Source organism: Streptomyces avidinii (genome assembly GCF_045161815.1).
Classification (GTDB): Bacteria; Actinomycetota; Actinomycetes; order Streptomycetales; family Streptomycetaceae; genus Streptomyces; species Streptomyces avidinii.
On sequence record NZ_CP108863.1, the window covers coordinates 2,418,160 to 2,444,566 of the forward strand.

The 26,407-nt window shown below is 73.2% G+C and carries 21 protein-coding genes; 3 read left to right on the forward strand and 18 right to left on the reverse strand.

Annotated features, from left to right (window positions below; translation table 11 throughout):
- Positions 1 to 29: 29 nt before the first annotated feature.
- Positions 30 to 1,583, reverse strand: coding sequence for an MFS transporter (locus OG373_RS10655; protein ID WP_405437744.1), 1,554 nt, complete (start codon positions 1,581 to 1,583; stop codon positions 30 to 32).
- A gap of 83 nt (positions 1,584 to 1,666) precedes the next feature.
- On the opposite strand from OG373_RS10655, the gene OG373_RS10660 reads away from it, so the two are divergent.
- Positions 1,667 to 3,736, forward strand: coding sequence for an alpha/beta fold hydrolase (locus OG373_RS10660; protein ID WP_405437746.1), 2,070 nt, complete (start codon positions 1,667 to 1,669; stop codon positions 3,734 to 3,736).
- 122 nt (positions 3,737 to 3,858) lie between these two features.
- On the opposite strand, the gene OG373_RS10665 is transcribed toward OG373_RS10660, so the two are convergent.
- From OG373_RS10665 to OG373_RS10690, 6 genes are all read right to left on the reverse strand, one after another.
- Positions 3,859 to 4,506, reverse strand: a complete 648-nt coding sequence (locus OG373_RS10665; RefSeq protein ID WP_405437747.1) for an HAD family hydrolase — start codon at positions 4,504 to 4,506, stop codon at positions 3,859 to 3,861.
- Between the two features lie 122 nt (positions 4,507 to 4,628).
- On the reverse strand, positions 4,629 to 5,564 hold the full coding sequence (locus OG373_RS10670) for an ABC transporter ATP-binding protein (RefSeq protein WP_405444016.1): 936 nt from the start codon (positions 5,562 to 5,564) through the stop codon (positions 4,629 to 4,631).
- A gap of 104 nt (positions 5,565 to 5,668) precedes the next feature.
- Positions 5,669 to 6,727 (reverse strand): ABC transporter ATP-binding protein, encoded by a 1,059-nt coding sequence (locus tag OG373_RS10675; RefSeq protein ID WP_405437749.1) that lies wholly within the window; start codon positions 6,725 to 6,727, stop codon positions 5,669 to 5,671.
- A complete protein-coding gene (locus OG373_RS10680) occupies positions 6,727 to 7,713 on the reverse strand; it encodes an ABC transporter permease (protein ID WP_405437751.1) in 987 nt (328 codons plus the stop codon). Before OG373_RS10680 ends, OG373_RS10675 begins: the two co-directional genes overlap by 1 nt.
- Positions 7,710 to 8,732, reverse strand: a complete 1,023-nt coding sequence (locus OG373_RS10685) for an ABC transporter permease (RefSeq protein WP_405437753.1) — start codon at positions 8,730 to 8,732, stop codon at positions 7,710 to 7,712. Before OG373_RS10685 ends, OG373_RS10680 begins: the two co-directional genes overlap by 4 nt.
- 23 nt (positions 8,733 to 8,755) lie before the next feature.
- Entirely contained in the window at positions 8,756 to 10,498 is a 1,743-nt protein-coding gene (locus tag OG373_RS10690; protein WP_405437755.1) for an ABC transporter substrate-binding protein, read from the reverse strand.
- Between the two features lie 289 nt (positions 10,499 to 10,787).
- On the opposite strand from OG373_RS10690, the gene OG373_RS10695 reads away from it, so the two are divergent.
- Positions 10,788 to 12,707, forward strand: coding sequence for a bifunctional metallophosphatase/5'-nucleotidase (locus OG373_RS10695; RefSeq protein ID WP_405444017.1), 1,920 nt, complete (start codon positions 10,788 to 10,790; stop codon positions 12,705 to 12,707).
- An 8-nt stretch (positions 12,708 to 12,715) separates the two neighbouring features.
- Here OG373_RS10695 and OG373_RS10700 read toward each other — a convergent pair whose 3' ends face one another.
- The 9 genes from OG373_RS10700 to OG373_RS10740 all read right to left on the reverse strand — a co-directional run bounded on the left by OG373_RS10700 (position 12,716) and on the right by OG373_RS10740 (position 23,026).
- A complete protein-coding gene (locus tag OG373_RS10700) occupies positions 12,716 to 13,429 on the reverse strand; it encodes a GntR family transcriptional regulator (RefSeq protein ID WP_030386117.1) in 714 nt (237 codons plus the stop codon).
- Positions 13,430 to 13,500: 71 nt separating this feature from the next.
- Positions 13,501 to 14,409 (reverse strand): ornithine cyclodeaminase family protein, encoded by a 909-nt coding sequence (locus OG373_RS10705; protein WP_397730051.1) that lies wholly within the window; start codon positions 14,407 to 14,409, stop codon positions 13,501 to 13,503.
- A 29-nt stretch (positions 14,410 to 14,438) separates the two neighbouring features.
- Complete coding sequence (locus OG373_RS10710; RefSeq protein WP_405437757.1) at positions 14,439 to 15,458, reverse strand: proline racemase family protein; 1,020 nt, start codon at positions 15,456 to 15,458, stop codon at positions 14,439 to 14,441.
- On the reverse strand, positions 15,455 to 16,459 hold the full coding sequence (locus OG373_RS10715; RefSeq protein ID WP_405437758.1) for a proline racemase family protein: 1,005 nt from the start codon (positions 16,457 to 16,459) through the stop codon (positions 15,455 to 15,457). Before OG373_RS10715 ends, OG373_RS10710 begins: the two co-directional genes overlap by 4 nt.
- 18 nt (positions 16,460 to 16,477) lie before the next feature.
- Entirely contained in the window at positions 16,478 to 17,392 is a 915-nt protein-coding gene (locus OG373_RS10720; protein ID WP_397729979.1) for a dihydrodipicolinate synthase family protein, read from the reverse strand.
- Positions 17,393 to 17,467: 75 nt separating this feature from the next.
- Positions 17,468 to 18,970 (reverse strand): FAD-dependent oxidoreductase, encoded by a 1,503-nt coding sequence (locus OG373_RS10725; protein ID WP_405437760.1) that lies wholly within the window; start codon positions 18,968 to 18,970, stop codon positions 17,468 to 17,470.
- Positions 18,971 to 19,037: 67 nt separating this feature from the next.
- Positions 19,038 to 19,352, reverse strand: coding sequence for a (2Fe-2S)-binding protein (locus OG373_RS10730; protein WP_405437762.1), 315 nt, complete (start codon positions 19,350 to 19,352; stop codon positions 19,038 to 19,040).
- Positions 19,349 to 20,524 carry an NAD(P)/FAD-dependent oxidoreductase gene (locus OG373_RS10735; RefSeq protein ID WP_405437763.1) on the reverse strand — a complete coding sequence of 392 codons (1,176 nt, stop codon included), beginning with the start codon at positions 20,522 to 20,524 and terminating at the stop codon, positions 19,349 to 19,351. Before OG373_RS10735 ends, OG373_RS10730 begins: the two co-directional genes overlap by 4 nt.
- Before the next feature lie 117 nt (positions 20,525 to 20,641).
- Positions 20,642 to 23,026: a collagenase gene (locus OG373_RS10740; protein ID WP_405437765.1), complete on the reverse strand. Its 2,385-nt coding sequence runs from the start codon at positions 23,024 to 23,026 to the stop codon at positions 20,642 to 20,644.
- A gap of 175 nt (positions 23,027 to 23,201) precedes the next feature.
- Here OG373_RS10740 and OG373_RS10745 point away from each other — a divergent pair, with 175 nt between their 5' ends.
- Positions 23,202 to 24,605 carry an aminopeptidase P family protein gene (locus OG373_RS10745; RefSeq protein ID WP_405437766.1) on the forward strand — a complete coding sequence of 468 codons (1,404 nt, stop codon included), beginning with the start codon at positions 23,202 to 23,204 and terminating at the stop codon, positions 24,603 to 24,605.
- On the opposite strand, the gene OG373_RS10750 is transcribed toward OG373_RS10745, so the two are convergent.
- Positions 24,602 to 25,681, reverse strand: coding sequence for a sensor histidine kinase (locus OG373_RS10750; protein ID WP_405437768.1), 1,080 nt, complete (start codon positions 25,679 to 25,681; stop codon positions 24,602 to 24,604). The two genes, OG373_RS10745 and OG373_RS10750, sit on opposite strands and share 4 nt — an antisense overlap.
- Positions 25,674 to 26,390, reverse strand: coding sequence for a response regulator transcription factor (locus OG373_RS10755; RefSeq protein WP_405437769.1), 717 nt, complete (start codon positions 26,388 to 26,390; stop codon positions 25,674 to 25,676). Before OG373_RS10755 ends, OG373_RS10750 begins: the two co-directional genes overlap by 8 nt.
- Positions 26,391 to 26,407: the final 17 nt, after the last annotated feature.

Genomic DNA, 26,407 nt, shown 5'->3' on the forward strand with positions numbered 1-26,407 from the left:
GACCCGAGCGATCGCGGCCGGCCTACGTACTACGTACGGTCGGCCGCCGGCTTGTGGTTGCCCTGGAGGCGTTCGAGGTCCGAGGGCCGGACCTGGATGACGAACAGCGCGATCACCGCCCCGACCAGGGTGAACAGCGAGGCCACGACGAAGGCCGAGCTGATGCCCGAGGTGAGGACCTGGTCGCCCCACGGCTTCGGCAGTTGCCCGGTGCGCGCGAAGAAGGCCTTCTGCATCGGGCTCGCCGTGCTGAGGAAGTCGGGCACCTGCTCCTTGGCCTCCTTGCGGCTCGCCGTGCCGTAGACGGTCACCAGGATCGACAGGCCGAGCGAGCCGCCCACCTGCTGCATCGTGTTCAGCAGACCGGACGCGGCGCCCGACTCCCGGTCGGTGACGTTGGACAGGGCCATCAGCGTCAGCGAGACGAACTGCAGGCCCATACCCAGGGCGAAGAGCAGCATCGGGCCCAGGATGCTGCCCAGGTACGTCGAGTCGATGTCGACCTGCGTCAGCCAGGCGAGGCCGGCCGCCGAGGACAGCGCGCCGGTGACCATGAAGGGCTTGGGCCCGAACCTCGGCAGCAGCTTCGCGGTGAGGCCGGCGCCCACCGCGATCACCGCGCTGACGGGCAGGAAGGCGAGGCCGGCCTGAATCGGGCTGAAGCCCAGCACGATCTGCACGAAGAGCGTCAGGAAGAAGAACATGCCGAAGATCGCGCAGGCGAGCATGAGCATGATGCCGTAGGTCCCGGACCGGTTGCGGTCGGCGAACATGTGCAGCGGCGTGATCGGCTGCGGCGAGCGGCGCTCGTTGAGGATGAACAGGGACAGCAGGACCACGGCCGCGCCGAAGGAGCCCAGCGTGACCGGGTCGCGCCAGCCCTCCTGGGAGGCCCGGATGAAGCCGTAGACGAGCGAGACCATGCCCAGCGTGGACAGCAGCGCGCCCGCGAAGTCGAAGTGCCCGGGGTGGCGTTCGGATTCGTGCAGCACCTTGACCGCCAGCAGCGCGATCACGATGGCGATGGGGACGTTGACGAAGAGCACCCAGCGCCAGTCGAGCCACTCGACGAGGATGCCGCCCGCGAGGAGTCCGATGGCGCCTCCGGCGGCCGAGACGCCGGCGAACACGCCGAACGCCCGGTTGCGGGCCGGGCCTTCGCGGAAGGTGGTGGTGATCAGCGCGAGGGAGGTGGGCGAGGCGATCGCGCCACCGACGCCCTGGAGGGCGCGCGCGGCCATCAACTGGCCCTCGTTCTGGGCCAGCCCGCCCAGGAGCGAGGCCAGCCCGAAGAGCAGGACACCGAAGATGAAGACGCGCTTGCGGCCGAGGATGTCACCGGTGCGGCCGCCGAGGAGCAGCAGTCCGCCGAAGGCGAGGGTGTAGGCGCTGACGACCCAGGAAAGGCTCTCGGTCGAGAAGTCGAGAGCGGTCTGGATGTGCGGCAGGGCGATGTTCACGATCGTGATGTCGAGAACCACCATGAGCTGACAGGAGGCGATGACGAACAGGGCGAGTCCGTTGCCGCTTCCGCGGACCTTGCCGTCGGTCCCGTTGCTGCTCGGCGATGCGTTCGGGTGCACCCTTTCGACGCTAAGCCCGCACCCCTGGGGTCACCACTCGAACGGCCTAGTAGTGGTGACATTTCACATGTCACACTACGATCATGGATGACTTCCTCAGGCTCTCCGCGAGCACGGCCCGCTTCACCTACGGCGCCCCGCGCGCCTTCTCCTTCGGGCGCGAAGGCCGCCTGCTCTGGTTCCTCCGGTCGACCGGCCCCACCGACGCCTTCGACAGCCTCTGGGTGCTCGACACCACCACCGGCGCCGAGACCCGGCTCGCCGACCCCCGCGAACTGTGCCCCGAGCCGGGACCCCTCCCGGTGGCCGAACGCCGGCTGCGCGAGCGGACCCGGCTCGTCGCCGCCGGGATCGGCTCCTACGCCCTCTCCGGCGACGGCCTGCGCGCCGTCTTCGCGCTGTACGGACGCCTCTTCGAGGTCGCCTTCGAGGACGCCGCGGGCGGATCAGGGACGCCCGCGGAGATCCCGGCCGCCGGCCCCGCACTGGACCCGAGGCCGAACACGGACGGCTCACGCACCGCCTACGTCACCGACGACGTCCTGTACGTCGCCCCGGGCGGCCGGGTCAGCCCCGACGACGGGGCCCGCTGGGGCCTCGCCGAGTTCGCCGCCGCCGAGGAACTGGGCCGTACCCGGGGCCACTGGTGGTCCCCGGACGGGTTCACCCTGCTGGCGGCCCGCGTCGACGAGTCCGCCCTCCAGCGGCGCTGGTTCGCCGACCCGGCGCACCCCGAACGGCCGGCCGAGGACTTCGCGTACCCCGAGGCGGGCGGGCCCAACGCCGACGTCCAGCTGTGGGTGCTCGGCGACGCCGGGGCCCGGATACGGCTCGACTGGGACGCCGAGACCTATCCGTACGTCTCCGACGCGGGCTGGGAGTCCGAAAGCGAGATCCTGCTCACCGTCCAGGACCGGCTCCAGCAGAACGTACTGCTGCTCTCCGCCGACCCGGCCACCGGCCGCACCCGGGAGCTGTCCCGCACCAGCCACCCGCAGTGGGTGGACCCGCTGGTCCCCGGTACCCCGGCCCGCCTCGCCGACGGGCGGATGCTGACCGCCGCCGACACCCCCGGCGGCGCCGCCCGCGCCCTCGCGGTGGACGGCGTACTGCTCACCGGGGACGGGATCCAGGTCCGCGCCGTGGCCGGGGTGCACGAGGGCGCCCTGCTCATCGAGGCGGGCCTGCGCGATCCCTCCGAGCAGCAGGTGCTGCTGCTGGACCCGGCCACCGGGGAACCGACCCCGCTCGCCGACGGGCCCGGCGTGAACAGCGTGTCCGCGTCGGCCGGAACCCTGCTGCTGACCCGCGCCGACGCCGACGGGGTACGGCGCACCGTACGCACCCCCGAGGGGCGGGAGTTCACTCCCGCCGACCTGTCCGAGCCGCTGCCGTACCGGGTGGAGGCGATCCTGGAGCGGGTCACCGAGCACGGCGTCCCCACCGCCCTCGTACTGCCCCGCGACCACGTCCCCGGCCGGCGGCTGCCCGTCCTGGTCGACGGCTACGGCGGCCCCGGCGCGCAGGACATCACCGCCGACCAGCGGCGCCGCCAGCACCGCCAGTGGTGGGCCGACCAGGGCTTCGCGGTGGTGACCGTCGACAACCGCGGGACCCCGTACGTCTCCCCCGCCCACACGCACGCCATGTACCGGGGCTTCTCCGAGGTCACCCTCGACGACCAGGTCGCGGCGCTCCACGCGCTCGCCGCCCGCCACACCGACCTCGACCTCGGCCGGGTCGGGGTACGCGGCTGGTCGTACGGCGGCTATCTCGCGGCCATGGCCGTGCTGCGCCGCCCGGACGTCTTCCACGCGGCGGCGGCCGGGGCCGCGCCGACCGACTTCCGGCACTACGACACGGCGTACACCGAGCGCTACCTGGGTCTCCCGCAGGACCACCCGGAGGTCTACGAGCGGGACTCGCTGCTGCCCGACGCGCCCGAGCTGTCCCGCCCGCTGCTGCTGATCACGGGCCTGGCCGACGACAACGTCCACCCGTCCCACACCCTGCGCCTCTCCCAGGCCCTGACGGACGCGGGCCGCCCCCACCAGCTGCTGGCCCTGCCCGGCGTCACGCACATGACCCCGGGCGGCACCCGGGAGAAGCTGATGGCCCTGGAGCTGGAGTTCTTCCGCCGCGAACTGGCCTGACGGACCGGGGCCGGCCGGCGCACCGCCCTGTGCGGGCCCCGGCCGGGCGGTGACGGGCGGCCGGGGCAGGCCGCCCGTCGCCGGTCACCGGTCGCCCGTCGCCCGTCGCCGTCCGCTCGGACTCAGACCGTCGCGAAGGCGAGGATCTCGGGCGCTGCCTCGCGCAGGCTCGCGAAGTGGCGGTGCACTCCGTCCACCGGGTCCGCGGTGTTGACCCCCCACACCGTCATGCCGGCCCGCAGCCCGGAGGCGACGCCGGACGGGGCGTCCTCGATGACCAGGCAGTCCTCCGGCGCGGCCCCCAGACGCTCCGCCGCCAGCAGGTAGGGAACGGGCGAGGGCTTGCCCTCGTCGACGGCGGCGGCATCCACGACCAGGTCCGGCACGGGGAGTCCGGTCCGGGCGAACCGGCCGCGCACCCGGTGCTCGTAGTTCGAGGTCACCAGTGCCCAGCGCCCCGCCGGCAGGCCGCAGAGCAGCTCCGACGCACCGTCGAACGCGGTGTAGTCGCCGGTCCGGACGTCCTCGTCCTCCAGCGCGTGCAACGCGGTCAGGCACGACTGCGGGTCGCGCTCCGGGGCCACCGCCGCGAAGGTCTCCATGGGGCGCGTCCGCAGCGCCACTTCGTACACGGCGGCGGAGTCGAGTCCGTAGCGCGCCGCCCATGTCTCCCAGACGCGGCGCTGGTTGGCCACCGCATCGATCAGCGTCCCGTCGACATCGAAGAGGACGTATCGCGCGGAGCCCGCCCGGGCCGGTCTGTCGGTCACGGCGTGATCATGCCATCAACGCATCGCCCGTCGGGCGGCGGGCGGCCGAGAGCGGAAGGCGGAAGGACCCGGGGTCGACGGTGTCGGCTCCGGGTCCTTCCCTTTCTTCCCCTGGATCCCCGTCAGTCACCGGGGAAGTGACAGGCCACCTCGCGGGCGGCGGCCGGGCGCAGGACGGGGCGCTCCGTGCGGCAGAGGGGCTGCGCCTTCGGGCAGCGCGGGTGGAAGGTGCAGCCCGGGGGTGGAGCGGCCGGGCTCGGCGGGTCGCCGAGCAGCACGATCCGCTCCCTCCGCCGTTCCGCCGCCGGGTCGGGCAGCGGTACGGCGGACAGCAGCGCCCGGGTGTACGGGTGCTGCGGGTTCTCGTAGAGGGACTTCTTGTCCCCGATCTCGACGATCCTGCCGAGGTACATGACGGCGACCCGGTCACTGACCCGCTTGACCACGGACAGGTCGTGCGCGATGAAGACGTACGCGAGGCCGAGTTCGGCCCGCAGCCGCTCCATCAGGTTGACGATCTGGGCCTGTACGGAGACGTCCAGCGCCGAGACCGGTTCGTCGGCGACGATCAGCCGGGGGCTCGTGGACAGCGAGCGGGCGATGCCGATGCGCTGGGCCTGGCCGCCGGAGAACTCGTGCGGGTAGCGGTCGATGTGCTCGGGGATCAGACCGACGAGCTCCATCAGCTCGGCGGCCCGCCGCCGGGCGTCCCCCGCGCTCCAGCCCTGCACCAGCAGCGGGTCGGAGATGATCCGGGCCACGGTCTGGCGGGGGTTGAGGGAGGAGTGCGGGTCCTGGAAGACCATCTGGATGCCCTTGCGCAGCGGGCGCATGGCGCCCTGGGACAGCCGGCTGATGTCCTTGCCCTCGAAGGCGACCCGTCCCGAGGTGGGCTCCAGCAGCCGTACCAGCATCCGGCCGGTGGTCGACTTCCCGCAGCCCGACTCCCCGACGAGACCGAGGGTCTGCCCGGCCGCCAGGTCGAAGGAGACCCCGTCGACGGCGCGCACGGGCGCCCCCCGGCGCCCGGTCACGGATGGTCGGCCGGGGAAGGTCATGGTGAGGTCCTGTACGGACAGCAGCGGTACGGCCGCGTCCGGCCCGGTGGCGGCCTCGGCGGCGGCCCCGGCCGTGGCATTCGCGGACGGCTCGGCTCCGACGGTCATCGGGACACCCCCGGGGCGGTCGAAGGGAACGCGGGCGCGAGGCCGCCCGGTGAGGTCGCGGCGGATCCCGCGAAATGGCACGCGACCAGCCGCCCCGGTGCACCGTACGGGCCGAGTGCGGGCCGCTCCCCCGAGCAGCGCGCCCTCCGGTCGTCCGGCCCGGCGGCCGCCACGGGGCAGCGCGGTGCGAAGGCGCAGCCGGGGGCGGGCGCGAGCAGGGAGGGCGGGGAGCCGGGGATGAAGGGCAGCGGGACGTCGTCGGCGGTGTCGAGGCGCGGCAGCGAGTCGAGCAGGCCCCGGGTGTAGGGGTGGGCGGGGTCGGCGAACAGTGCGTCGGCCGGGGCCTGTTCGGCGGCCCGGCCGCCGTACATGACGAGCACCTCGTGGGCGACGCGGGCGACGACACCCAGGTCGTGGGTGATCATCACGACGCCGAGGCCGCGCTCCTCCTGGAGCCGGGCGATCAGTTCCAGGATCTGCGCCTGCACGGTGACGTCCAGGGCGGTGGTCGGCTCGTCGGCGATCAGCAGGTCGGGCTCGCAGGCCAGCGCCATGGCGATCATCGCGCGCTGGCGCATGCCGCCGGAGAACTGGTGCGGGTACTCCCCCGCGCGGCGGGCCGGTTCCGGGATGCCGACCTCGCCGAGCATGTCGACCGCGCGCCTGCGGGCGGCGGACCGGCCGGCCCTGAAGTGCACCCGGAAGTGCTCGGCGATCTGCTCGCCGACCGTGTAGTAGGGGTGCAGGCTGGAGAGCGGGTCCTGGAAGATCATGGCCATCCGGCGGCCGCGGACCTTGGACAGTTCCCGTTCCGGGAGCCCGGTCAGCTCCCGCCCGGCGAGGGCCACGGAGCCGGTGACCTCGACCGGGCCGCGGTGCAGGCCCATGACGGCGAGCGAGGTGACGGACTTGCCGGAGCCGGACTCGCCGACGATGCCGAGGGTTCGGCCGGCCTCGACGGTGAAGCCGATCGAGTCGACGGCCCGTACGGTCCCCCGCCCGGTGGTGAACGTGACGCGCAGATCGCGTACTTCGAGGAGCGGCGCGGCGGTCATCAGTACCTCACTCTCGGGTCGATGACGGCGTACAGGAGGTCGACGAGGAGGTTCGCGACGACGATGAAGAAGGCGGCGAGGAGGGTGACCCCGAGGACCACGGGCTGGTCGGAGCTGACGAGGGCGCCGTAGAACAGCCGGCCGATGCCCGGGAGTCCGAAGATGGACTCGGTGATGACGGCTCCGGCGAGCAGTCCGCCGAGGTCCATGCCGAAGATGGTGAGGATCGGGGTCATTCCGGAGCGCAGCCCGTGTTTGACGACGACCGTGCGCTCGGGCATGCCCTTGGCGCGGGCGGTGCGGATGTACGGCTCGGCCATCGCCTCGATCATCGAGCCGCGGCTCTGGCGCGCGTACATGGCGGCGTAGAGCAGGGCGAGCGCGATCCAGGGCAGGGCCAGGTTCGAGGCCCAGGCGAGCGGGTTGTCGGTGAAGGCCCGGTAGGTGGGGTAGGGCAGCAGTCCGGCGATGCGGATGACCCCGTGGATGAGCATCACGGAGGTGAAGTACACGGGCAGTGAGGCGGCGGCGACGGCGCCGACCATCAGGGCCTTGTCGGTGGCGGTGTCCTTGCGCAGGGCGGCGGTGACCCCGGCGCCGAGGCCGAGGACCAGCCACAGCGCGGCGGCGCCGACGGCGAGGGAGGCGGAGACCGGGAGCCGGTCCATCAGCAGGTCCCACACGGGCAGCGAGTTCTCGTAGCTGTAGCCCAGGCACGGGAAGTCGCACACGACGGCGTACTGGCCGGTGCCGAGGGTGCGGCCGGTGAAGATGCCGGTCAGGAAGTCGCCGAACTGCCGCCACAGGGGCTGGTCGAGGCCCAGGTACGCCCGTACGTCGGCCAGGCGTTCGGCGCTGCAGGTCTTGCCGCAGGCGGCCGCGGCCGGGTCGGCGGGCAGGACGTAGAAGATGAGGAAGGTGACGGCGGCGATGGCGAGCAGCACGCCGACGAGGGCGAGCAGCCGGCGGGCGAGGTAGAGGATCAACTGCGGCCGCCCCTCGGGTCGAGGATGTCGCGCAGGGCGTCGCCGAGGAGGGTGAAGGCGAGCACGGCGAGGAAGAGGAAGACGCTGGGGATGACGAAGTACATGGGGTCGGTCTCGTAGTAGGCCACGGACTCGGCGATCATCTGGCCCCAGGACGGGGTGGGCGGGCGGACGCCGACGCCGAGGTAGCTGAGGGCGGCCTCGGTGCTGATCATGCCGGGGATCAGCAGGGTGGTGTAGGCGATGATTGGGCCCGAGACGCCCGGCAGGATGTCGCGGGTCAGGATCCGCCAGGGGCCGGAGCCGCCCACGCGGGCGGCGTCGACGTACTCGCGGTGTTTGAGGGAGAGGGTCTGGCCGCGGACCACACGGGCGACGCCCGGCCAGCCGAAGACGCCGATGACGGCGGTCATCAGGACGATCCGGTTGACGTCCTTGGCCACGGACAGCATCGCGATCATGAAGATCAGCGAGGGGAAGGACATGGTCAGGTCCATGAGCCGGGACAGGATCGTGTCGGTGCGGCCGCCGAAGTAGCCGGCGGCGATCCCGGCGGCGGTGCCGGCGACCACCACGATGGCGGTGGCGGCGAAGGCGATCAGGAGGGAGACCTGCGCGCCGTGGATCACGCGGGCGAACAGGTCGCGGCCGGTGACGGGTTCGACTCCGAGCCAGTGCTCGGGGCTGATCCCGCCGAGGGCGCCGAGCGGCTGGCCGCCGAGGTAGGGGTCGATGGCGGTCTTGTCGAACTCGTTCGGGGACCAGCCGCCGAGGGCGCCCAGCCAGGGGGCGGTCGCGGCCATCAGGACGAAGAGGAGGACGACGCAGAGGCTGACGCGGACGGCGGGGCGGCGGCGGAGCTCCCGCCGGGCGAGCTGCCAGGGACTGCTGCCGGGCGCTGCCGACGGCCGGACCGTGGCGGCTTCGGGGGCCGGGGCAGTGCCGGGGGCCGGGGCGCTGCCGGGGGCCGGAGGGCCGAGGGGTGCCCGGTCGTCCGGGACCGGTGCGGTGGTGGTCATGGTGTCGCAGGCCTCCGGCTTTCTCAGCCCTGGCTCTTCGAGGGGTCCTTGAGGCCGACGGTCCCGTAGTCGATGGTGCCGGTCCACACGGGGTGGCCGAAGGCGCCGGCGATGTTGGTGCCGACCAGGAGCGGCTTGCGCTCCAGGAGCAGCGGGACGTTCGGGGACTTGGCCATCAGGGCCGCGTCGAGGTCGATCCAGGCCTGGTTGGCCTCCTTGGCGTCGGCCATGGCGCTGATCTCGTCGATCCGCTTCATGGTGGCCTCGTCGCGGAACTGGCTGTAGTTGCCCTGGTTGCCCTTCTCCTTGATGGTGCGTCCGTCGAAGACGAACGGGATCCAGGTGGAGCCGGAGGGGTAGTCGGGGCACCAGCCGGCGAGGGTCATGTCGGGGGTGGTGGACAGGTCGCCGATGACGTCGTAGTAGGCGCCCGGGTCGACGGTGTCGATGACGACCTCGATGCCCGCGCGGGACAGGCCCTGCTGGATGGCCTCTGCCTTGCCCTTGTCGCCGGTGGATACGGACAGGGACACCTTCAGGGTCTCCTTGCCGGCGGCCTTGAGGAGTTCCTTGGCCTTGGCCGGGTCGCCGGCCGGGGCGATCTTCAGTACGTCGGCCTGCTTGCCGCCGGAGAGGGACGGGGGCAGGTAGGCGGTGGCGACCTCGTTGAGGGCCGGGCCGCCGCCCGCGGTGACGACGGCCTCCTTGTCGACGGCGTACTGCATGGCCTCGCGGACCTTCGGGTCGTCGAAGGGGGCGCGGGAGTTGTTCAGGTGGAGCATCTCCGTGCAGCCCTGGGACTCGGCGAGCAGCCGGGCCTTGACCTCGGGCTTGGGCAGCACCTTGGGCGCGCTCTCGGGGCGCATGTCGGCGTACTGGACGGTGGAGGCGTCCGCGCCCTCGCCGGCGATGATCCGGTCGTCGATCTGGCCGCCCTTGAGGCCCATGACGACCACGAACCGGTCGGGGTAGGCCTTGCGGACGGTGTCGGTGCCCGGGTCCCAGTGCTCGTTGCGGACCAGGACGAGCTTCTTGTCGCGGTCGTACGACTCGATCTTGTACGGGCCGGAGGAGAACGGGCGGGCGTCGTACTGGGTGCCCTTCTCCTGGGACCGGGGCACGGGGGCGAAGGTCGGCAGGGTGGCGGTCGCGGAGAACTCGGCGACCGGGCGCTTCAGTTCGAAGACGATCGTGCGGTCGTCGGGGGTCTTGACGGAGTCCAGGTGCTGCCCCTGGAGCGGGCCCTTGTAGCCATCGGCCCCGGCCAGGTACTGGGCGGCGTAGTCGGGGCCGCCGGTCAGGTCGGGGCTGAAGGAGCGCTCGACGTTGTACTTGATGTCCTGGGCCCTGACCGGGCTGCCGTCCTCGTACTTCACGCCCTCCTTGAGGGTGAAGGTCCAGGTGCGGCCGCCGTTGGAGGGGGTGCCGAGGTCGGTGGCGAGGTCGGGGACCAGTTCGCTGCCGCCCTTGCCGGGCTCGGCCTTGAAGGTGACGAGCGTGCGGTAGAGCAGCCGGGTGCCGAAGTCCATCGTCGGCATGGTCCAGTTGCGGGCGGGGTCGAGGTGGGCGAAGTCCTGGTTGGACAGGACGGTGAGGGTGCCGCCCTTGACCGGGGTGCCGCCCAGGATCTTCCCGTCGTTGGCGGCGGCGGGGTTGGAGCCGCCCGCGCCGGACGAGCCCTTCGTGGTGCCGGAGCAGCCCGAGGCGCCGAGTGCGAGTGCTGCCACCAGGGCGGTGGCGAGGGCGAGTTGGGTGCGCTTGGTCATGGTCACTCCAGTGAAGGGCCGCGCTCTAGGATGTGACCGGTAACATAGTAATGTGAAATTGTACTGACAAGGGGTTGGTGCCGCCGTTATCCAGCCGTGTCCAAAGTCCGCGGGCGGCGCGTCGGCACGACACCCCCGCCCGGCGGGCGGGACCATGCCGGATGTGATCACGCAGGCCAAGGCCACGCAGCGGAGCAGGAGTTCACGGCGACGGGAACCGGGACGGCAGGAGGCCGGCCGGTGGGGAGCCGAGCGGTGGGAACCCGGACGGCGGGACTTCCTCACCGCCATGGGAGCGGCGGCGACCTACGCGCTCGGGGTGCCCGCCCGGGCCACGGCCGCCGGCCGGGACGCCGCCACCGCCGCCGAGTACGTCGACGTCCAGCTCCTCAACATCGCCGACCTGCACGGCTTTCTGCAGGGGGCTCCCGGCAGCAACTCCGTCATCGTCGGCAACGGCGGCCACCGCTACACCGTCGGCGGCGTCGCCCACATGGCCGCGCACCTCGAACGGCTCCGCGACGGGCACGCCAACTCCTTCTTCTTCACCCCCGGGGACGCCTTCTCCGGCTGGGAGTTCGACGCCGCGGCCTTCGCCGACGAGCCGACCATCGAGGCCCTCAACCGCATGGGGCTCGACTTCGCGACCGCCGGCAACCACGAGTTCGACAAGTCGCCCGCCATGCTGCGACGCCATATGGAGCAGGGCATCGTGTTCCCCGTCGAGGGCCGCGACACCTCCTTCCCCGACTCCTCCGGCCGGCGCTTCCACGGAGCCGACTTCCGCTACTACAGCGCCAACCTCACCTGGGCCCGGGACGGCCGTACGGTCCTGCCCGCCTACCACGTCGAGCAGGTGCGCACCGCCGACGGCCGGGAGCTGCCCATCGGGTTCATCCACCTCACGGCCCTGGGCAGCGAACGCTTCCCCGGCTCCTACCAGCCGGGCCTGGCCACCCTGGACGAGGTCGCCACCGCCGACCGCTACGCGGCGCTGCTCAAGGGCCGGGGCGTGGGCGCGATCGTGCTCAGCGTGCACGACGGGGCAGTGGCGGGAGCCGACTTCAACAGCGGTGTCGACCCTTCGGGGCCCGCCCTCGACCTCGCGCTGCGGGTCTCGCGGGACATCGACGCGATCGTCACCGGGCACTGGCACACCCGGTTCAACATGATGCTCCCCGACCCGGACGGCGTCCTGCGGCCGTTCGTCGAGGCCGGCTGCTACGGCCAGGTCATCAACGAGATCAACCTGCGGCTGGATCCGCTCACCGGCAGGGTGATCCGGGAGCTGACCGTCTCCACCAACCACCCCAACACCCGGGACATCGCGCCCCATCCCGGGTTGCAGGAGGTCGTCACCTACTGGGCGGGGCAGGCGGCCGAGCGCGACCGGACGCGGATCGGGCGGCAGTCCGGCTCGTTCCTGCGGGCCCGGAACACGGCGGGCGAGAGCACCATGGGCAACCTGGCCGCCGACTGGGCCCTGTGGGCGGGCAGCAGGCCCGGCGATCCCGAGAACGACGGCAACGTCCACCCCAACGTCCCGGCCGAGCTCGCCGTGATCGCCGCGGCGCCCCGGGTCGGCCAGGCGGTCGTCGCCGGCGACCTGGTCCTGGACCAGGAGTCGGGCGGCGGCGTCACCTTCGGCGACGCCTGGCGCGCCATCGGTTTCGGCGATCCGATCGTCAGCGTGTGGGTGAGCGGGCAGCGGATCCACGACGCCCTGGAGGAGCAGTGGACGACGACGGAGAGCGGCGAGCTGCGCTTCGCGCCCCTCGCCGTCTCCCGGAACGTGCGCTACAGCTTCGACGCGCGGGGCCCGGTCGGGGACCGGGTGCGTCCCGAGGAGGTGTTCATCGACGGCAAGCCGCTGGATCCCGGCCGCGGTTACCGGCTCGCGGCCCCCTCGTACACGCTGCTCGCGAGCGACGGCTACCCGTCCCTCTCCGAGTTCCAGGAGCCGTACCGGCACCAGCGCGACTTCGAGAGCTTCGTCGCGTACGTCCGGGAGACGGCGGTGCTGACCCCGCAGCCCACGGGGCGGGTCACGGCGGTGAACGCGAGCGACGCGGCGGCCGACGTGGGCGCCGTGGTGGACCCGCCGCTCCTGCTCCTGCCCGACGGCACGCCCCTACCCCGCCCGGAGGCGGCGATCATCTCCGCGGACCGGCCCCGGCAGTCCGGGGCCGGCGGCCGCGCACCGTGCTGAGCGCCTGCCTACTGCAGGCCCGAGCCGAGGCCACCGGGGACGCGCCCGACCGGTTCGTCGCGGCCCTGGGCCCAGAGGGAGCGGACGTGGCCGAGGTGGCGGAGCATGCACTCCTGCGCCGCTTCGGCGTCGCCGCCGATCATCAGGTCCAGCAGTTCGATGTGCTCCTCGGCCGAGGAGACCAGCTTGCCGGCCTCGTCCAGGCCGGTCAGGCCGTACAGCCGGGACCGCTTGCGCAGGTCGCCGACCGTCTCCACCAGCCGGTCGTTGCCCGCGAGGGCCAGCAGGGACAGGTGGAAGCGGCGGTCGGCCTCCAGGTAGCCGATGAGGTTGTGCTCGCGCGCGCTGCTGACGATCTCCTCGGCGATGGGGCGCAGCGCCTCCAGCTGCTCGGCCGTGGCGATCTTCGTGATCCGGCCGATGGTCGGCACCTCGATCATCGTGCGCAGTTCGGTGAACTGGTCCAGGTCGCGCTCACTGACCTCGGTGATCCGGAAGCCCTTGTTGCGAACGGGCTCGACGAGACCCTCGCGGGCCAGGTCGAGCATGGCCTCGCGCACCGGTGTGGCCGAGACGCCGAGTTCGGCCGCGAGGCCCGGTGCGGAGTAGACGCTGCCGGGGCGCAGCTCACCCGCTATCAGCGCGGCCCGCAGTGCGTGGCCGACCTGGTCGCGGAGGCGTTCCTGGGCCTTGATGAGACTGTGCTGCTTCAGGTCACCCATTGCTTTTCCTCCGAGACCCCCGTACACCACCGACGAGGAGAGGAACAGCGTACAATGTCACGTTGCGCTGCTCACACTCCGGCGGCCTCGACCAGCGCGACCGCCACAGCGAGATCTTCCCAGGCCATGCCCACACTCTTGAAGAGCTGTGGACAACTCTGCGGCCCGCCCCCGGGTATCCGGCCGCCCACCAGGTCGGCCAGGGTGCCGGTGATATGACCGGGTCCGACGGCCCCTTCGGCCTCCGGGACGAGGAGGTCCCCGGCCTCGCGCAGGGCCGCCGCCCGGGACTCCACGTACACCGCCGCCCGTCGCACGAGGGCGGTGTCCGTCTCCCGGGCCGTCGGCTCGTGCGAGCCGACGGCGACGACGGTGGCGCCCGGCCCGACGAGGCGCCCGTCGAAGAGGGGTTCCCGGGCCGTGGTGCAGCAGATCACCAGATCGGCGTCGGCCACCTCCTTCGCAGTGCCGGTCCGGGCGGCCGGGCCCAGGGTACGGGCGTAAGCGGCGAGTCCCTCCGCCCGCCCGGGGTGCCGGGCGACCACCACGACCTCGGCCAACTCCCTTACGGCGAGCACCGCTTCCAGATGCCCGTACGCCTGCGGCCCGGAGCCGAAGAGCACCAGCCGCAACGGGCGCCCGGCCGGGGCCAGGTACCGCAGCGCGAGGGCGGAGACCGCCGGGGTGCGCAGGGTGGTGAGCGCCGCGCCGTCGAGCAGGGCCAGCGGCCGCAGGGTGGGCCCGTCCAGCAGCAGGTAGGAGCCGGTGATCCGGGGCAGCCCGCGGGCCGGGTTCCCGGGCGCGACCCCGGCGATCTTCACCCCGGCGTACGCGCCGGACGCGGCCGGCATCAGCAGCAGTTCACCCCCGCCGGGCACCCCGATCGCGGAGCGCGGCGGGCAGCTCTCCGGGTCGAGGCCGCCGAGCAGGGCGGCGGCCACGGCGTCGGCGGCCTCGGCCGGGGTGAGCAGTGCGGCCATCCTCCCGGCGTCGAACCGGAGGATGCCCGTCACAGCAGGAACCCTGTGCCGAGCGCGTCGTGCGGGTCCACCACGAAGGCGTGTTCGCCGGTGCGGTGGGCGGTGCCGGTGACCTCGGTGACCCCGCCCGCCAGCATCCGCCCGGTGAACACGGTGCCGGTGACCGATTCGTGCAGCAGGTCCTCGCCGGGGCCGAGCCGCCCGTCCTCGGCGAGCAGCGCGAGCCGTGCCGAGGTGCCGGAACCGCAGGGCGAGCGGTCGATCTGCCCGTCGGCGAAGACGGTGACGTTGCGCTGGTGCGGCCCGAAGGGGGTGTCGGGCAGCTCCTCGTGGAGGATCACCCCGTAGACCCCGGAGAGCAGCGGGCCGCCCGGGTGCCAGGTGGCGGGGTGGGTGGCCAGCGCCGCCCGGATCTCCTGCCCGGCCCGCACCAGGTCGGGCAGCACCGCCCGGCAGACGTCCAGGCCCAGGTCGCGCGCGCGGACGGCGGCGTAACAGGCCCCGGCGTGCGCGATGTCCACCTCGGCGATGCCGAACGAGGTGGCGACGGGCACCTTGCGGGCGCCCACCAGGGCCGGGACGTTGCGGAAGGTGACCCCGGTGGTGCGGCCCGCGCCGCGGTGGACGGTGGCGGTGACCCGCCCCGACGGCACGTCGATGCGCACCGGGGCGTCCCCGTCGTCCGGGGCGGCGACCCGGCCGGTGTCCACGGCCCAGACCCCGAGGGCCATGGCGCCGTGGCCGCAGGCCGTGGAGTAGCCGTCCTTGTGCCAGAACAGCACGCCGAAGTGGGCCCCGTCGTCGTCGGCGGGGACCACGAACCCCCCGTACATCCCGGCGTGTCCGCGCGGCTCCTGCACCAGCAGGCATCGTACGTCGTCCAGTGCGCCCCGGCGCGGCGCGGTGCCGGAGCCGCCCGGGCCGATGACGGTGGCGCAGCGCTCGGCGACGGTGTCCCCGGGGACCGGCGGCATCCCTTCCAGGGCGCAGTCGGCGATCCGGAAGGGCTCGCCGGCGGTGTGGTAGTCCACCGTGCGGACGGTGATCACAGCAGGAACCCTCCGGGGAAGGGGTCGGTCGGGTCGAGGAAGTACTGGGCGGTGCCGGTGATCCAGGCCCGTCCGGTGACCGTGGGGACGACGGCCGGGAGGCCGCCGACGGTGGTCTGTCCGACCAGCCGGCCGGTGAACTCGGTGCCGATGAAGGACTCGTTGACGAAGTCCGCGCCGAGCTCCAGCAGGCCGCGGGCGTGCAGCTGGGCCATCCGCGCGCTGGTCCCCGTACCGCAGGGCGAGCGGTCGAACCAGCCGGGGTGGATGGCCATGGCGTGCCGGGAGCGGCGGGCGTCGGAGCCGGGGGCGGCGAGGTAGACGTGCTTGACCCCGGCGATGGAGGGGTTCTCGGGGTGGACGGGCCGGTCCGGGCCGGCGTTGATCGCCTCCATCACCGCGAGGCCGGCGGCGATCAGGTCGTCCCCCCGTGCGCGGTCGAAGGGCAGGCCCAGGGCGTCGAGTTCGACGAAGGCGTAGAAGTTGCCGCCGTAGGCCAGGTCGTAGGTGATCGCTCCGAAGCCGGGGACCTCGGTCTTGAGGTCGAGGCCGACACTGAAGGAGGGGACGTTGGTGAGGGTGACGGCGGTCGCCGCCCCGTCCTCGACCCGGACGTCGACGCTCACCAGCCCGGCCGGGGTGTCGAGCCGGACGGTGGTGACCGGCTCGACGACCGGCACCATGCCGGTCTCGACGAGGACGGTGGCGACCCCGATGGTGCCGTGCCCGCACATGGGGAGCAGGCCCGACACCTCGATGTAGAGGACGCCGTAGTCGGCGTCCGGGCGGGTCGGGGGCTGCAGGATCGCGCCGCTCATCGCGGAGTGCCCGCGCGGCTCGTACATGAGCAGCGTCCGGACGTGGTCCATGTGCTCGATGAAGTGGAGCCGCTTCTCGGCCATGGTGGCGCCGGGTACCACCCCGACTCCCCCGGTGATGACGCGGGTCGGCATGCCCTCGGTGTGCGAGTCCACCGCGTGGTAGACGTGGCGCGTACGCATTCCGGTTTCCCCCGGTGACTAGTTGAGGCCCTCGGCGAGGGCCTTCTCGGTGGCGGCGCGGACGGCGGCCTCGGTCTCGCCCGTGAGCGGGAAGCGGGGCGGGCGGGTGGCGCCGCCGGGGCGTCCGGCCAGGTCCATGGAGAGCTTGATGGCCTGGACGAACTCGGTCTTGGAGTCCCAGCGCAGCAGTGAGTGCAGGGACTTGTAGAGCGGCAGGGCGGTGTCGAGGTCCCCGGCGACGGCGGCCCGGTAGAGGGTGGCGCAGGAGTTCGGGAGCGCGTTGGGGTAGCCGGCGATCCACCCGACGGCGCCCGCGAGGGCGAGTTCGAGCAGGACGTCGTCGGCGCCGATGAGCAGGTCGAGACCGGGGGCCAGCTCGGCGATCTCGTACGCGCGGCGCACGTCCCCGCTGAACTCCTTGACCGCGACGATGGAACCGTCGGCGTGCAGCCGGGCGAGCAGGGCCGGGGTCAGGTCCACCTTGGTGTCGATGGGGTTGTTGTACGCGACGACGGGCAGCCCGGCGCGGGCGACCTCGGCGTAGTGGGCGCGTACGGCGTCCTCGTCGGCCCGGAAGGCGTTGGGGGGCAGCAGGAGGACGGAGCCGGCGCCCGCCTCGGCGGCCTGGTCGGCCCAGCGGCGGGCCTCGGCGCTGCCGTAGGCGGCGACGCCGGGCATGACGCGGGCGCCGTCGCCGGCCGCCTCGACGGCGGTACGCACGACGCGCGCCCGCTCCTCGTCGGTGAGGGTCTGGTACTCCCCGAGGGAACCGTTGGGGACCACGCCGTCGCAGCCGTTGGCGATCAGCCAGGCCACGTGTTCGGCGTAGGCGTCGTGGTCGACGGTGAGGTCCTCGCGCAGCGGGAGCGCGGTGGCGACCATGATTCCGTGCCAGGGGCGGGTGCGGGGCGCGGGGGTGTGCGCGTGGGTCATGTGAGAGCTCCCTAGAGTGGTGTGTGACATTTTACTAGTGGGTGCGGCGCGGCCACAAGGGCCCGCGCACCCCGATCAGTGCCCGGCGGGCGGAAGTTCGGCGAGATGGCGCAGCGGCACCGGACAGGACAGCGGACGCCGGTCGGGCGCACCCTCCTCCCCGGCCAGGGCCGCGACGGCAGGACCGCACATCCGGCCCTGGCACCAGCCCATGCCGGCCCGGGTGAGCAGTTTGACGGTACGGGCGTCCCGCGCGCCGAGGTCGCCGACGGCCTCCCGGATCCGCCCGGCCGGCACCTCCTCGCAGCGGCAGACGACCGCGTCGTCCCGGAGCCAGCCGATCCAGCCGTCGCCGGGTCGGTGCGCGGCGGCCATCGCGTCGGCGAAGGCGCGCAGCCGCGCGCGGCGGCGGGTGAGCCGGGCCCCGGGCAGCGCGCCCGCGACGGAGTGCGCGGCCAGTTCGCCCTCGATCACGGCCAGTTGGGCTCCGCCGATACCACCGGTCTCGCCCGCGGACCAGATCCCGCGGACGGAGGTCCGCTGCTCGGCGTCGAGTTCGAGGGCGACGGTGCCGTCGGGGCTTCGCCGGGTGACGCAGCCGAGGCCGGTGGCGAGTTCCAGCTGGGGCACCAGCCCGTGGCCGACGGCCAGGGCGTCGCACGGGATCCGGCGGGCGGTGCCGGGCAGCGGGCGCCAGTTCCGGTCGAGCCGTGCCACGGTGACGGCCTCGACCCGGTCGGCGCCGTGCGCCTCGGTGACGGCGTGCCGGGTGAGGAGCCGGACGTGGTGGCGGGCCAGCGCCCCGCCGTAACCGGCGCCCTCGACGAGCTTGCCGGGGTTGCGCAGCAGGGCGGGGACCCGGCCCGCGTACGCGGTGTAGGAGGCGGCCTCCACCACGGCGGGCACGGTGGCTCCGGCGGCGGCCAGCGAGCCGGCCACGGCGAGCAGCAGCGGCCCGCTCCCGGCGACGACCACCCGCTTGCCCGGCAGCACCAGCCCGCCCTTGAGCATGGCCTGGGCCCCGCCGGCCCCGATCACCCCGGGCAGGGTCCAGCCGGGGAAGGGTAGTTGCCGCTCGTAGGCACCGGTGGCGATGAGCACCGCCCGGGCCGTGACGGTGGCCGCCCGCTCCTCGGGGGCGTGACCGGCGACGGCGTGCAGGATCCACTCGGTGGCGGGCGCGGCGTGCCCGCGGCGCGCCTCGGCCGCCTCGCCCGGGACGACCGTCCACACGTGGTGGAGCGGGAGGTACGTGATCCGGCCGGCCGACTCGTGGGCGCGCAGGGCGGCTTCGCGGGTCGCGAACTCGGCCCAGCCGTGGTGCAGCGCCTCGGGGCGGGCCGCGCCCAGGCCCGGGGCGGGGTGGCGGTAGAACTGCCCGCCAGGGCGGTCACCCGCGTCGAGGAGGGTGACCCGCAGCCCGAGCCCGGCGGCGGTGACAGCGGCGGCCAGTCCGGCCGGGCCGGCCCCGACGATCGCGAGATCGACCCGGCCCGGGCCGGGCGCGGAAGCGGACGGCGCGGGCGCGGAAGCAGGCGCGGGCGCGGGCGCGGAAGCGGGCGGTGCGACAGCAGGCACCGGTGTCGGCGCGGCGGCAGGATCCGGCACACCCGCGGTGTCCGCGCGGCCCGTGCGACCGGCGGGTTCAGACGGCGAGGTCGGCACGACCGGTTCCCTCCTGGGTGGTGACGGTGTCCCCCGGCCGGGCGGGGACCAGGCAGGCCCGCTGGTTCGGGCGGCCGTTGACGGTGACGAGGCAGTCGAAGCAACTGCCGATCCCGCAGAACGCCCCGCGCGGGGCGCCGCCCTCGCGGGTGGTCCGCCAGGCGAGGATGCCCGCGCCCCAGAGCACGGCGGCGATGCTCTGGCCGGGCAGGGCGGGCAGTTCCCGCCCGTCGAAGGTGATCTCGTGCGCGGCTGCCGGGCTGCCGCCGACCAGCGAGCGGGGGCTGCGCATCATTGCTGCTCCTCGGGGGTGTCGGTGGCGGCCGGGTCGGCCGCGAAGCGGTCCGGGCGGAACGGGCGGGCGGACAGCGGCGGTTCGGCCCCGGTCAGGGCGGCCGCCACCAGCAGCCCGGTGGCGGGGGCCAGGCCGATGCCGGCGCCCTCGTGGCCGCAGGCGTGCAGCAGCCCGGGGCGCCGCGGGTCCGGGCCGATCGCCGGGAGGTGGTCGGGCAGGTAGGGGCGGAAGCCGTGGTAGGTGCGCATGACCCGGATGTCGGCCAGGACGGGGAAGAGCGCCGCCGCCTGGGAGGCCAGCCGGCGCAGGGCCTCCGTGGAGAGGGTGCGGTCGAAGCCGACGCGCTCCCGGGTCGCACCGATCAGGACCGGGCCCGACGGGGTGCCCTCGACGACCGCCGAGGACTGCAGGGCGGCGGAGCCGCTGGCGACGTCCGCGATGTAGTCGGCGGCGTAGACCTTGTGCCGGACCACCCTCGGCAGGGGTTCGGTCACCAGGACGAAGCCGCGGCGCGGGAGGACGGGCAGGGTGACCCCGGCCAGCGAGGCGATGTGCCCGCCCCAGGTGCCGGCCGCGTTGACGACGGCCGGGGCCAGGAGTTCGCGGCGGGGCGTGCGCACCCCGCGTACGGCGCCCCGGTCCAGCAGGATCTGCGTCACCTCCTCGCCGAGGTGCACCTCGGCGGCCGACGCGGCCAGCAGCCGGGCCGCCGCCTGCGCGGGCTGGACCTGGGCGTCCTGCGGGTAGTGGAACCCGCCCGCCATGCCCGGGGCCAGGTGCGGCTCCAGCTCGTGCAGGGCGTCCGCCGCCACCTCGACCGCGTCGACCCCGGCCGCGCGCTGGCCCTCCGCGAAGGTCCGCAGGGCCTTGACGGTGGTCGCGTCGGGGGCCACGACGAGCCCGCCCTTGGACTCGTACTCGATCTCCCGCGGGAGGACCGCGGCGAGTTCGGTCCACAGCCGGGTGGACAGCAGGGCGAGGTCGAGTTCGGGGCCGGCCTCCTTGTCGGAGACGAGCAGGTTGCCTTCGCCGGCGCCGGTGGTGCCGCCCGCGACGGGGCCCCGGTCGACCACGGCCACGGAGAGTCCGGCGCGGGCCGCGTAGTACGCGCAGGCCGCCCCGACGACGCCGGCGCCGATGATTACGACGTCCAGGGAGTGTCTCTTGAGCACGGCAGTAATATGTCACATTCTTTAGGGCCTGCCCAGACGCCCGGACCGGTCCCGCACCCCCCTCGGATGCGGGACCGCTCCGGCGCCGGGCCGGTGTCGGCGGCGGACCGGTGCCGGTCAGCCGCGGAGCGGACCCTCACAGCTGTAACCGGAGGTGCCCGCGACCTTGTTGCTCCAGATCTCCACCGGGCCGAAGGAGCAGTTCATGTCGGCGAGGTTGTTGGAGGCCGCACCCGCCCGGTCGAGGATGAAGTAGTCGACCGTCTCCGACATGTCCTTGAAGACCTGGTCGTCGCTGCGCCAGTTCTTCAGGTTGGCGGTGATCCGGCCGGTGCAGGTGAAGCGGCGCTTGCCCGGGTCGCCGTTCTCCACGCAGTCCGGGGTGTTGTACGTGGCCGTGGCGAAGGAGGACTTCACCGAGGCGAGCGCCGAGTCGCGCAGCCGGTCGTTCGGGGTGAAGACGGTGTTCGGCACGAAGAGCTGGTCGACCTTGGCGATCTGCGCGTCCAGGAAGCGGTCGTAGTCGCGCTGGAGGTAGGTGTCGGCGCCCAGCCGGTGACGCCAGGCGTCGTAGGCCGCCACGTCGTCGGCCCGCAGGTGCGTGTACATCTCGCGCAGCAGCGCGGGCTTCTCGGTCCACAGGAACTCGAAGAAGGTGCCCGCGTAGCTGTAGAAGCGGAAGCCGTCGCCGTCGTAGGTGGCGTTCAGCAGCTGCTCGACGCTCATGCGCGGGCCGCCGCCGGCCGTGTCGCTGATGATGCTCTTGACCAGGGACTTGCGGACGGCGATGCCGTTGTCGCGGGTGGCGCCGTCGAAGAACTCGGCCGTGCCCTCGTCCATGGCGGTCGTCCGGTCGCCCTCGTACCATTCGCCCTCGCCGAAGAAGCCGGGCACCGCGAAGCGGCCGTTGAGGTAGTGCGTGTACTCGTGGCGGAAGAGCTCCTCGAGAGTGAGGGAGGAGTCCTGCGGGACGCGGCGCTGGTAGGTGTAGAAGGTGGCGCCGTTCTCGATGTAGATGCCGCCGTTGTTGGTGTCGTAGCCGGTCAGGATCGGGTGGTAGTTCACGTAGTCGGCGCGGGAGGCGTAGAGCACGATGTTGAGCGTGGAGTTGGGGTCGCCCGCGAGCGGCTGGTCGGTGCCGAGCACGCGGTGGTACTGGGCCTTCACCTGCTTGCTGGCGTAGTACAGCTGGTCGACGGTGGCCCGGTCCAGGGCGGTGCGGACCTTGATGGCGCCGTTGTCGTAGGTGTAGGTGTAGGGGAACAGCTGCTTCTCGATGTCCTCCTTGCACACCCCGTACGGCTTGCAGGCCTCGTAGACGTTGAGCCAGGAGACGATCTTGGCCCACGGCTCGCTGCCGTCGCCGAAGGCGGCGCGGACGGGACCGAGCATCGCGCCCAGGTCGGCGACGACCCCGTCCCGCAGGCCCGCGACCTGGCCGAAGCGGGCGTACTCGCTCAGCGCGTCGCGCACCACCCAGGCGTTGCCGGTGCCCTTGAGGTGCGTGTAGGTGGAGAAGGCCTTGAAGGTGTCGCGGTAGGAGGCGTCGGCGGACACGGCGGAGTGGAAGGCCGCGTCCTGGTTGCCCGGGTAGACGCCCAGGTAGGAGACGGACAGGGCGGCCAGCGCGGCGCCGCCCCAGCCGGCGTCGAGGTGGGTGGCCGGGTGGGCCGGGTCCATGGTGGCCAGGACCTTCTTGATGAGGCCCAGCTGGTGCTGGCGCAGGCCGGGCGCACTGCCGGCGTAGAGGGCCTCGCGCAGGGTGCGGGCATTGCTGGGCGTCACGTCGAAGGTGTGGGCGGCGCCCGCGAAGTCGGCGATGGCCCGGCGCATGGCGTCGACGGTGGGGGCGTCGGTGACGTCGATCTCGGAGCGCGCGTAGTCGTGGTAGGCGACCGCGTGCAGGTACGTGAACATCTCCTCCAGGTGCGAGGAGTTACGGCCGTCGTGGGCGGCGGCCAGGCTGGATATCCGGCGGGAGACCGCCTGGACGTGCGCGTCCGACATGACCGGGGTCAGGCGGGCGTCCCAGGTCCAGATGAGCCCGCGCAGACAGCCGTCGGCGAGGACGGCCTGGTCGCCGAGGAAGTCGGCGAACTGTTCCGGGGTGAGGCCGGTGATCCCGTCGAGGGTGCAGGGGACGCCCGCGGCAACGCTCTTCGCGGTGGGGGCCGCCTTGGGCGCCTTGCCGCGCTTCTGCAGGTCGTCGGCGGGCGCGGCGGCCGTCGCCGCGCCCGGGACCTGCCCGGTGATGTTCTGGCCGCCCGGGGCCGGGGCGGGCGCCGGGGTGTTGTCCTTCGGGTTGGCCAGGCGGTCGACCTCGTCGAACGGGTTCCCCGTGGACCCGGGGGCGGGGGCGGCCGGGGCGGCCTGTGCGCCGGTGAAGGCGGCCGGGGCCGCGGATTCGGCGGCCTGCGTGGTGGCCTGTCCCGCGGTGGCGAGGAGGGTCACGGCTACGGCGGAGGCCAGAAGGGAAGAGCGCACAGCTCTGTGCTTGAGCACCGAGAACTCCTGATGTGGAGAGAGGTGAGGTGGGGGGTGGTGCGTGAACTGCCCTGCGTCACACGGCGTTTGACGGGGATTAACGTGCCGCGATGTGAGCTGTAACATAGTAATGTGAAATTGCACTGACAAGCCCTGTGCGCCCACCAGTTCGCATCTTCTTGAGGGAGCCCTCGTGACCGACGCCCCCGCAGACACCTCCACCGACGCCTCCTCCGGCACCACCGCCCGACTCAACACGGGCAGCCACGACCGCCCTGTATCCGCCGAGTTGTCCCGGTTCATGGCTGGTGACTGGGCCGCGAGCCCGCTGCCCGACTCCGCCCGCGTCCCCGGCCACGCCGTCACCCCGGCCCGCCGGGCCCGGCTCTCGGCCCGCTTCCCGGGCGAGCGGCTGATCGTCCCGGCCGGCGAGCTGAAGGTCCGCTCGAACGACTGCGACCACCGGTTCCGCCCGCACAGCGCGTACGCCTGGCTGACCGGCCTCACCGGCGAGGACCAGGCGGGCCACGTCCTCGTCCTGGAGCCTTCGGGCCCGCACGCCCACGAGGCCGTGCTGTACCTGCGGCCGCGCTCGCCGCGGGCGGACGGGGACGGGGAGTTCTACCGGGACCGGCGGTACGGGGAGTTCTGGGTGGGCCGCCGGCCGGACCTGGCGGAGGCCGAACGCCTCACCGGCATCCGCTGCGCCCACCTGGACGGACTCGGCTCACCGGCCGGCCGCAACGCGGCCACCGACACCGAACTCGCCTCCGCGCTCTCGGAGCTGCGCCTGGTGAAGGACGCCTGGGAGGTCGAACAGCTCCAGCTTGCCGTCGACCACACGGCGGCGGGCTTCGAGGACGTCGTACGGGCCCTGCCGCGCGCGCTGGCGCATCCGCGCGGGGAGCGGTGGATCGAGGGGGTCTTCGGCCTGCGCGCCCGGGCCGAGGGCAACGGCACCGGGTACGAGACGATCGCCGCGTCCGGCGCCCACGCCTGCACCCTGCACTGGATCCGCAACGACGGCCGGCTGAACGGGGCGGAACTGCTGCTCCTGGACGCGGGCGTGGAGACGGACACCCTCTACACGGCGGACATCACCCGCACCCTGCCGCTGTCGGGCCGCTTCTCCCCCGTCCAGCGCCAGGTGTACGAGCTGGTGCTGGCCGCCCAGGACGCGGGCATCGCGGCGCTCCGCCCGGGGGCGAGCTTCGGGGACTTCCACCGGGCCGGCATGCGGGTGATCGCGGAGGGCCTGGCCGAGTGGGGCGTGCTGAAGGACGCGGAGGGCGACCTGCACCGGCGGTACACGCTGTGCAGCAGCGGCCACATGCTGGGGCTGGACGTGCACGACTGCGCGAAGGCGCGGGCGGAGACCTACCTGGACGGGGTCCTGGAGGAGGGCCAGGTCCTGACGGTGGAACCGGGCCTGTACCTCCAGCCCGACGACGAGACGCTCCCGGCGGAGCTGCGGGGCATCGGCGTCCGCATCGAGGACGACCTGGTCATCACCTCGGACGGCGCCCGCCTGATGTCGGGCGCACTGCCGCGCACGGTCGCCGGCATCGAGGAGTGGATGGGGCACCTGCTGGCCTAGGCAGGGCCCGGCAGGCGGACCGTGACGAGGAGTCCGCCGGTGGGGCGGGCGGCGAGGTCGAGGGTGCCGTCGTGGGCGCGGACGATGCTGTCCACGATGGCCAGCCCGAGGCCGACACCGGCGTGCTCGTCGGTGCGTACGCGTTCCGTGCCGCGCCGGAAGGGCTCGGTGAGGGTCGCCACCAGGTCCGGCGGGAGCGTGCGGCCCGTGTTCTCGACCCGCAGCACGCTCGTGTCGCCGTGCGCCTCGGTGTGGACCGTCACCGTGCCACCGGCGGGGAGGTTGTGGACGACGGCGTTCTGGACGAGGTTCGTCACCATCCGCAGCAGGAGCTCCGCGGAGCCGCTGGTCCGGGCCGCCCCGCCGGTGACGTCGAGCGTGATCCGGCGCTGCTCGGCGAGGGGGAGCAGCGTTTCGGCGGCCTCTTCGGCGACGAGGGACAGGTCGACGCTCTCGCGGCGGAAGTTCCCGCGGTCGCCGCGGCCGAGCAGCAGAAGGGCCTCGGTGAGGTCGATCGCCCGGGTGTTGACGGTCTGCAGGCGTTCGATGAGTTCGCCCCGGTCCCGGGTGGGGTCCTTGCGGGCGACGTCGAGGAGCGTCCGCGAGATGGCCAGTGGGGTGCGCAGTTCGTGGGAGGCGTTCGCGGCGAACCTCTGCTGCTCGGCGACGTGGGACTCGAGCCGTTGGAGCATCGAGTCGAAAGCGTCGGAGAGTTCGCGGAATTCGTCCTGGCGGCCCTTCATGCGGATCCGGTGGGACAGCGACCCGTTCCCGGCCTTCCGGGCCGCGTCCGTGATCTGTGTGAGCGGTGCGAGCATCCGGCCGGCGAGGATCCATCCCCCCACCAGGCCGAACACGAGCAGGAAGGCCATCGCCACGGCCGCGGCGGGGGCGAAGGTGCGCACCAGGAGGTAGCGGTTGGGTGAGATCCCGAGCAGCCCCTGGGGGTTGTCGGGTACGTAGCGCAGCAGGAACACCCACACCACGGCCAGCAGGAGGGCGCCCGCGACGGCGAGGAACCCGGCGTAGCTGAGGGTGAGTTTCAGCCGGGCGCTGAGCCCCGGGCGTCTATCCACGGGCCGGGCCGGAGCCGGTGGTGTTACCGTCGGGGGCGGTGGTGTCCGTACCGGTGTCGATCCGGTAGCCGACGCCGGGCACCGTGGCGATGATCCATGGTTCGGCGAGTCGTTTGCGCAGGGCGGAGACGGTGATGCGCACGGCGTTGGTGAGGGGGTCGGCGTTCTCGTCCCAGGCCCGTTCGAGCAGTTCCTCGGCGCTGACCACCCCGCCCTCGGCGGCAACGAGGACCTCCAGCACGGCGAACTGCTTGCGGGTGAGCGCGACGTAGCGTCCGTCGCGGAAGACCTCCCGGCGGAAGGGGTCGAGCCGCAGGCCCGCGATCTCGCGGACCGGGGGCCGGGCGTACGCGCGTCTGCGGTCGAGCGCCCTCAGCCGCAGGACGAGCTCCCGCAGCTCGAACGGTTTGGTGAGGTAGTCGTCGGCGCCGAGCCCGAACCCGGAGGCCTTGTCGTCGATCCGGTCGGCGGCGGTGAGCATGAGGATCGGGATACCGCTGCCGGAGGCCACGATGCGCCGGGCGACCTCGTCGCCGGAGGGACCGGGGATGTCGCGGTCGAGGACCGCGAGGTCGTAGGAGTTGACGCTGAGCAGTTCCAGGGCCGAGTCACCGTCCCCCGCGATGTCGGCGGCGATGGCCTCCAGCCGCAGACCGTCACGGACGGCCTCGGCCAGGTAGGGCTCGTCCTCCACGATCAGTACGCGCATGTCGGCAGCCTAAGCAG

Bases quoted from the DNA above. Each gene is read 5' to 3' on its own strand.
- OG373_RS10730 (WP_405437762.1), bottom strand. From the start codon at position 19,352: ATGATGCGCAGCCCCCGCTCGCTGGTCGGCGGCAGCCCGGCAGCCGCG.
- OG373_RS10720 (WP_397729979.1), bottom strand. From the start codon at position 17,392: ATGACCCACGCGCACACCCCCGCGCCCCGCACCCGCCCCTGGCACGGA.
- OG373_RS10700 (WP_030386117.1), bottom strand. From the start codon at position 13,429: ATGGGTGACCTGAAGCAGCACAGTCTCATCAAGGCCCAGGAACGCCTC.
- OG373_RS10715 (WP_405437758.1), bottom strand. From the start codon at position 16,459: ATGCGTACGCGCCACGTCTACCACGCGGTGGACTCGCACACCGAGGGC.
- OG373_RS10675 (WP_405437749.1), bottom strand. From the start codon at position 6,727: ATGACCGCCGCGCCGCTCCTCGAAGTACGCGATCTGCGCGTCACGTTC.
- OG373_RS10690 (WP_405437755.1), bottom strand. From the start codon at position 10,498: ATGACCAAGCGCACCCAACTCGCCCTCGCCACCGCCCTGGTGGCAGCA.
- OG373_RS10755 (WP_405437769.1), bottom strand. From the start codon at position 26,390: ATGCGCGTACTGATCGTGGAGGACGAGCCCTACCTGGCCGAGGCCGTC.
- OG373_RS10705 (WP_397730051.1), bottom strand. From the start codon at position 14,409: ATGGCCGCACTGCTCACCCCGGCCGAGGCCGCCGACGCCGTGGCCGCC.
- OG373_RS10685 (WP_405437753.1), bottom strand. From the start codon at position 8,732: ATGACCACCACCGCACCGGTCCCGGACGACCGGGCACCCCTCGGCCCT.
- OG373_RS10660 (WP_405437746.1), top strand. From the start codon at position 1,667: ATGGATGACTTCCTCAGGCTCTCCGCGAGCACGGCCCGCTTCACCTAC.
- OG373_RS10695 (WP_405444017.1), top strand. From the start codon at position 10,788: ATGGGAGCGGCGGCGACCTACGCGCTCGGGGTGCCCGCCCGGGCCACG.
- OG373_RS10670 (WP_405444016.1), bottom strand. From the start codon at position 5,564: ATGACCTTCCCCGGCCGACCATCCGTGACCGGGCGCCGGGGGGCGCCC.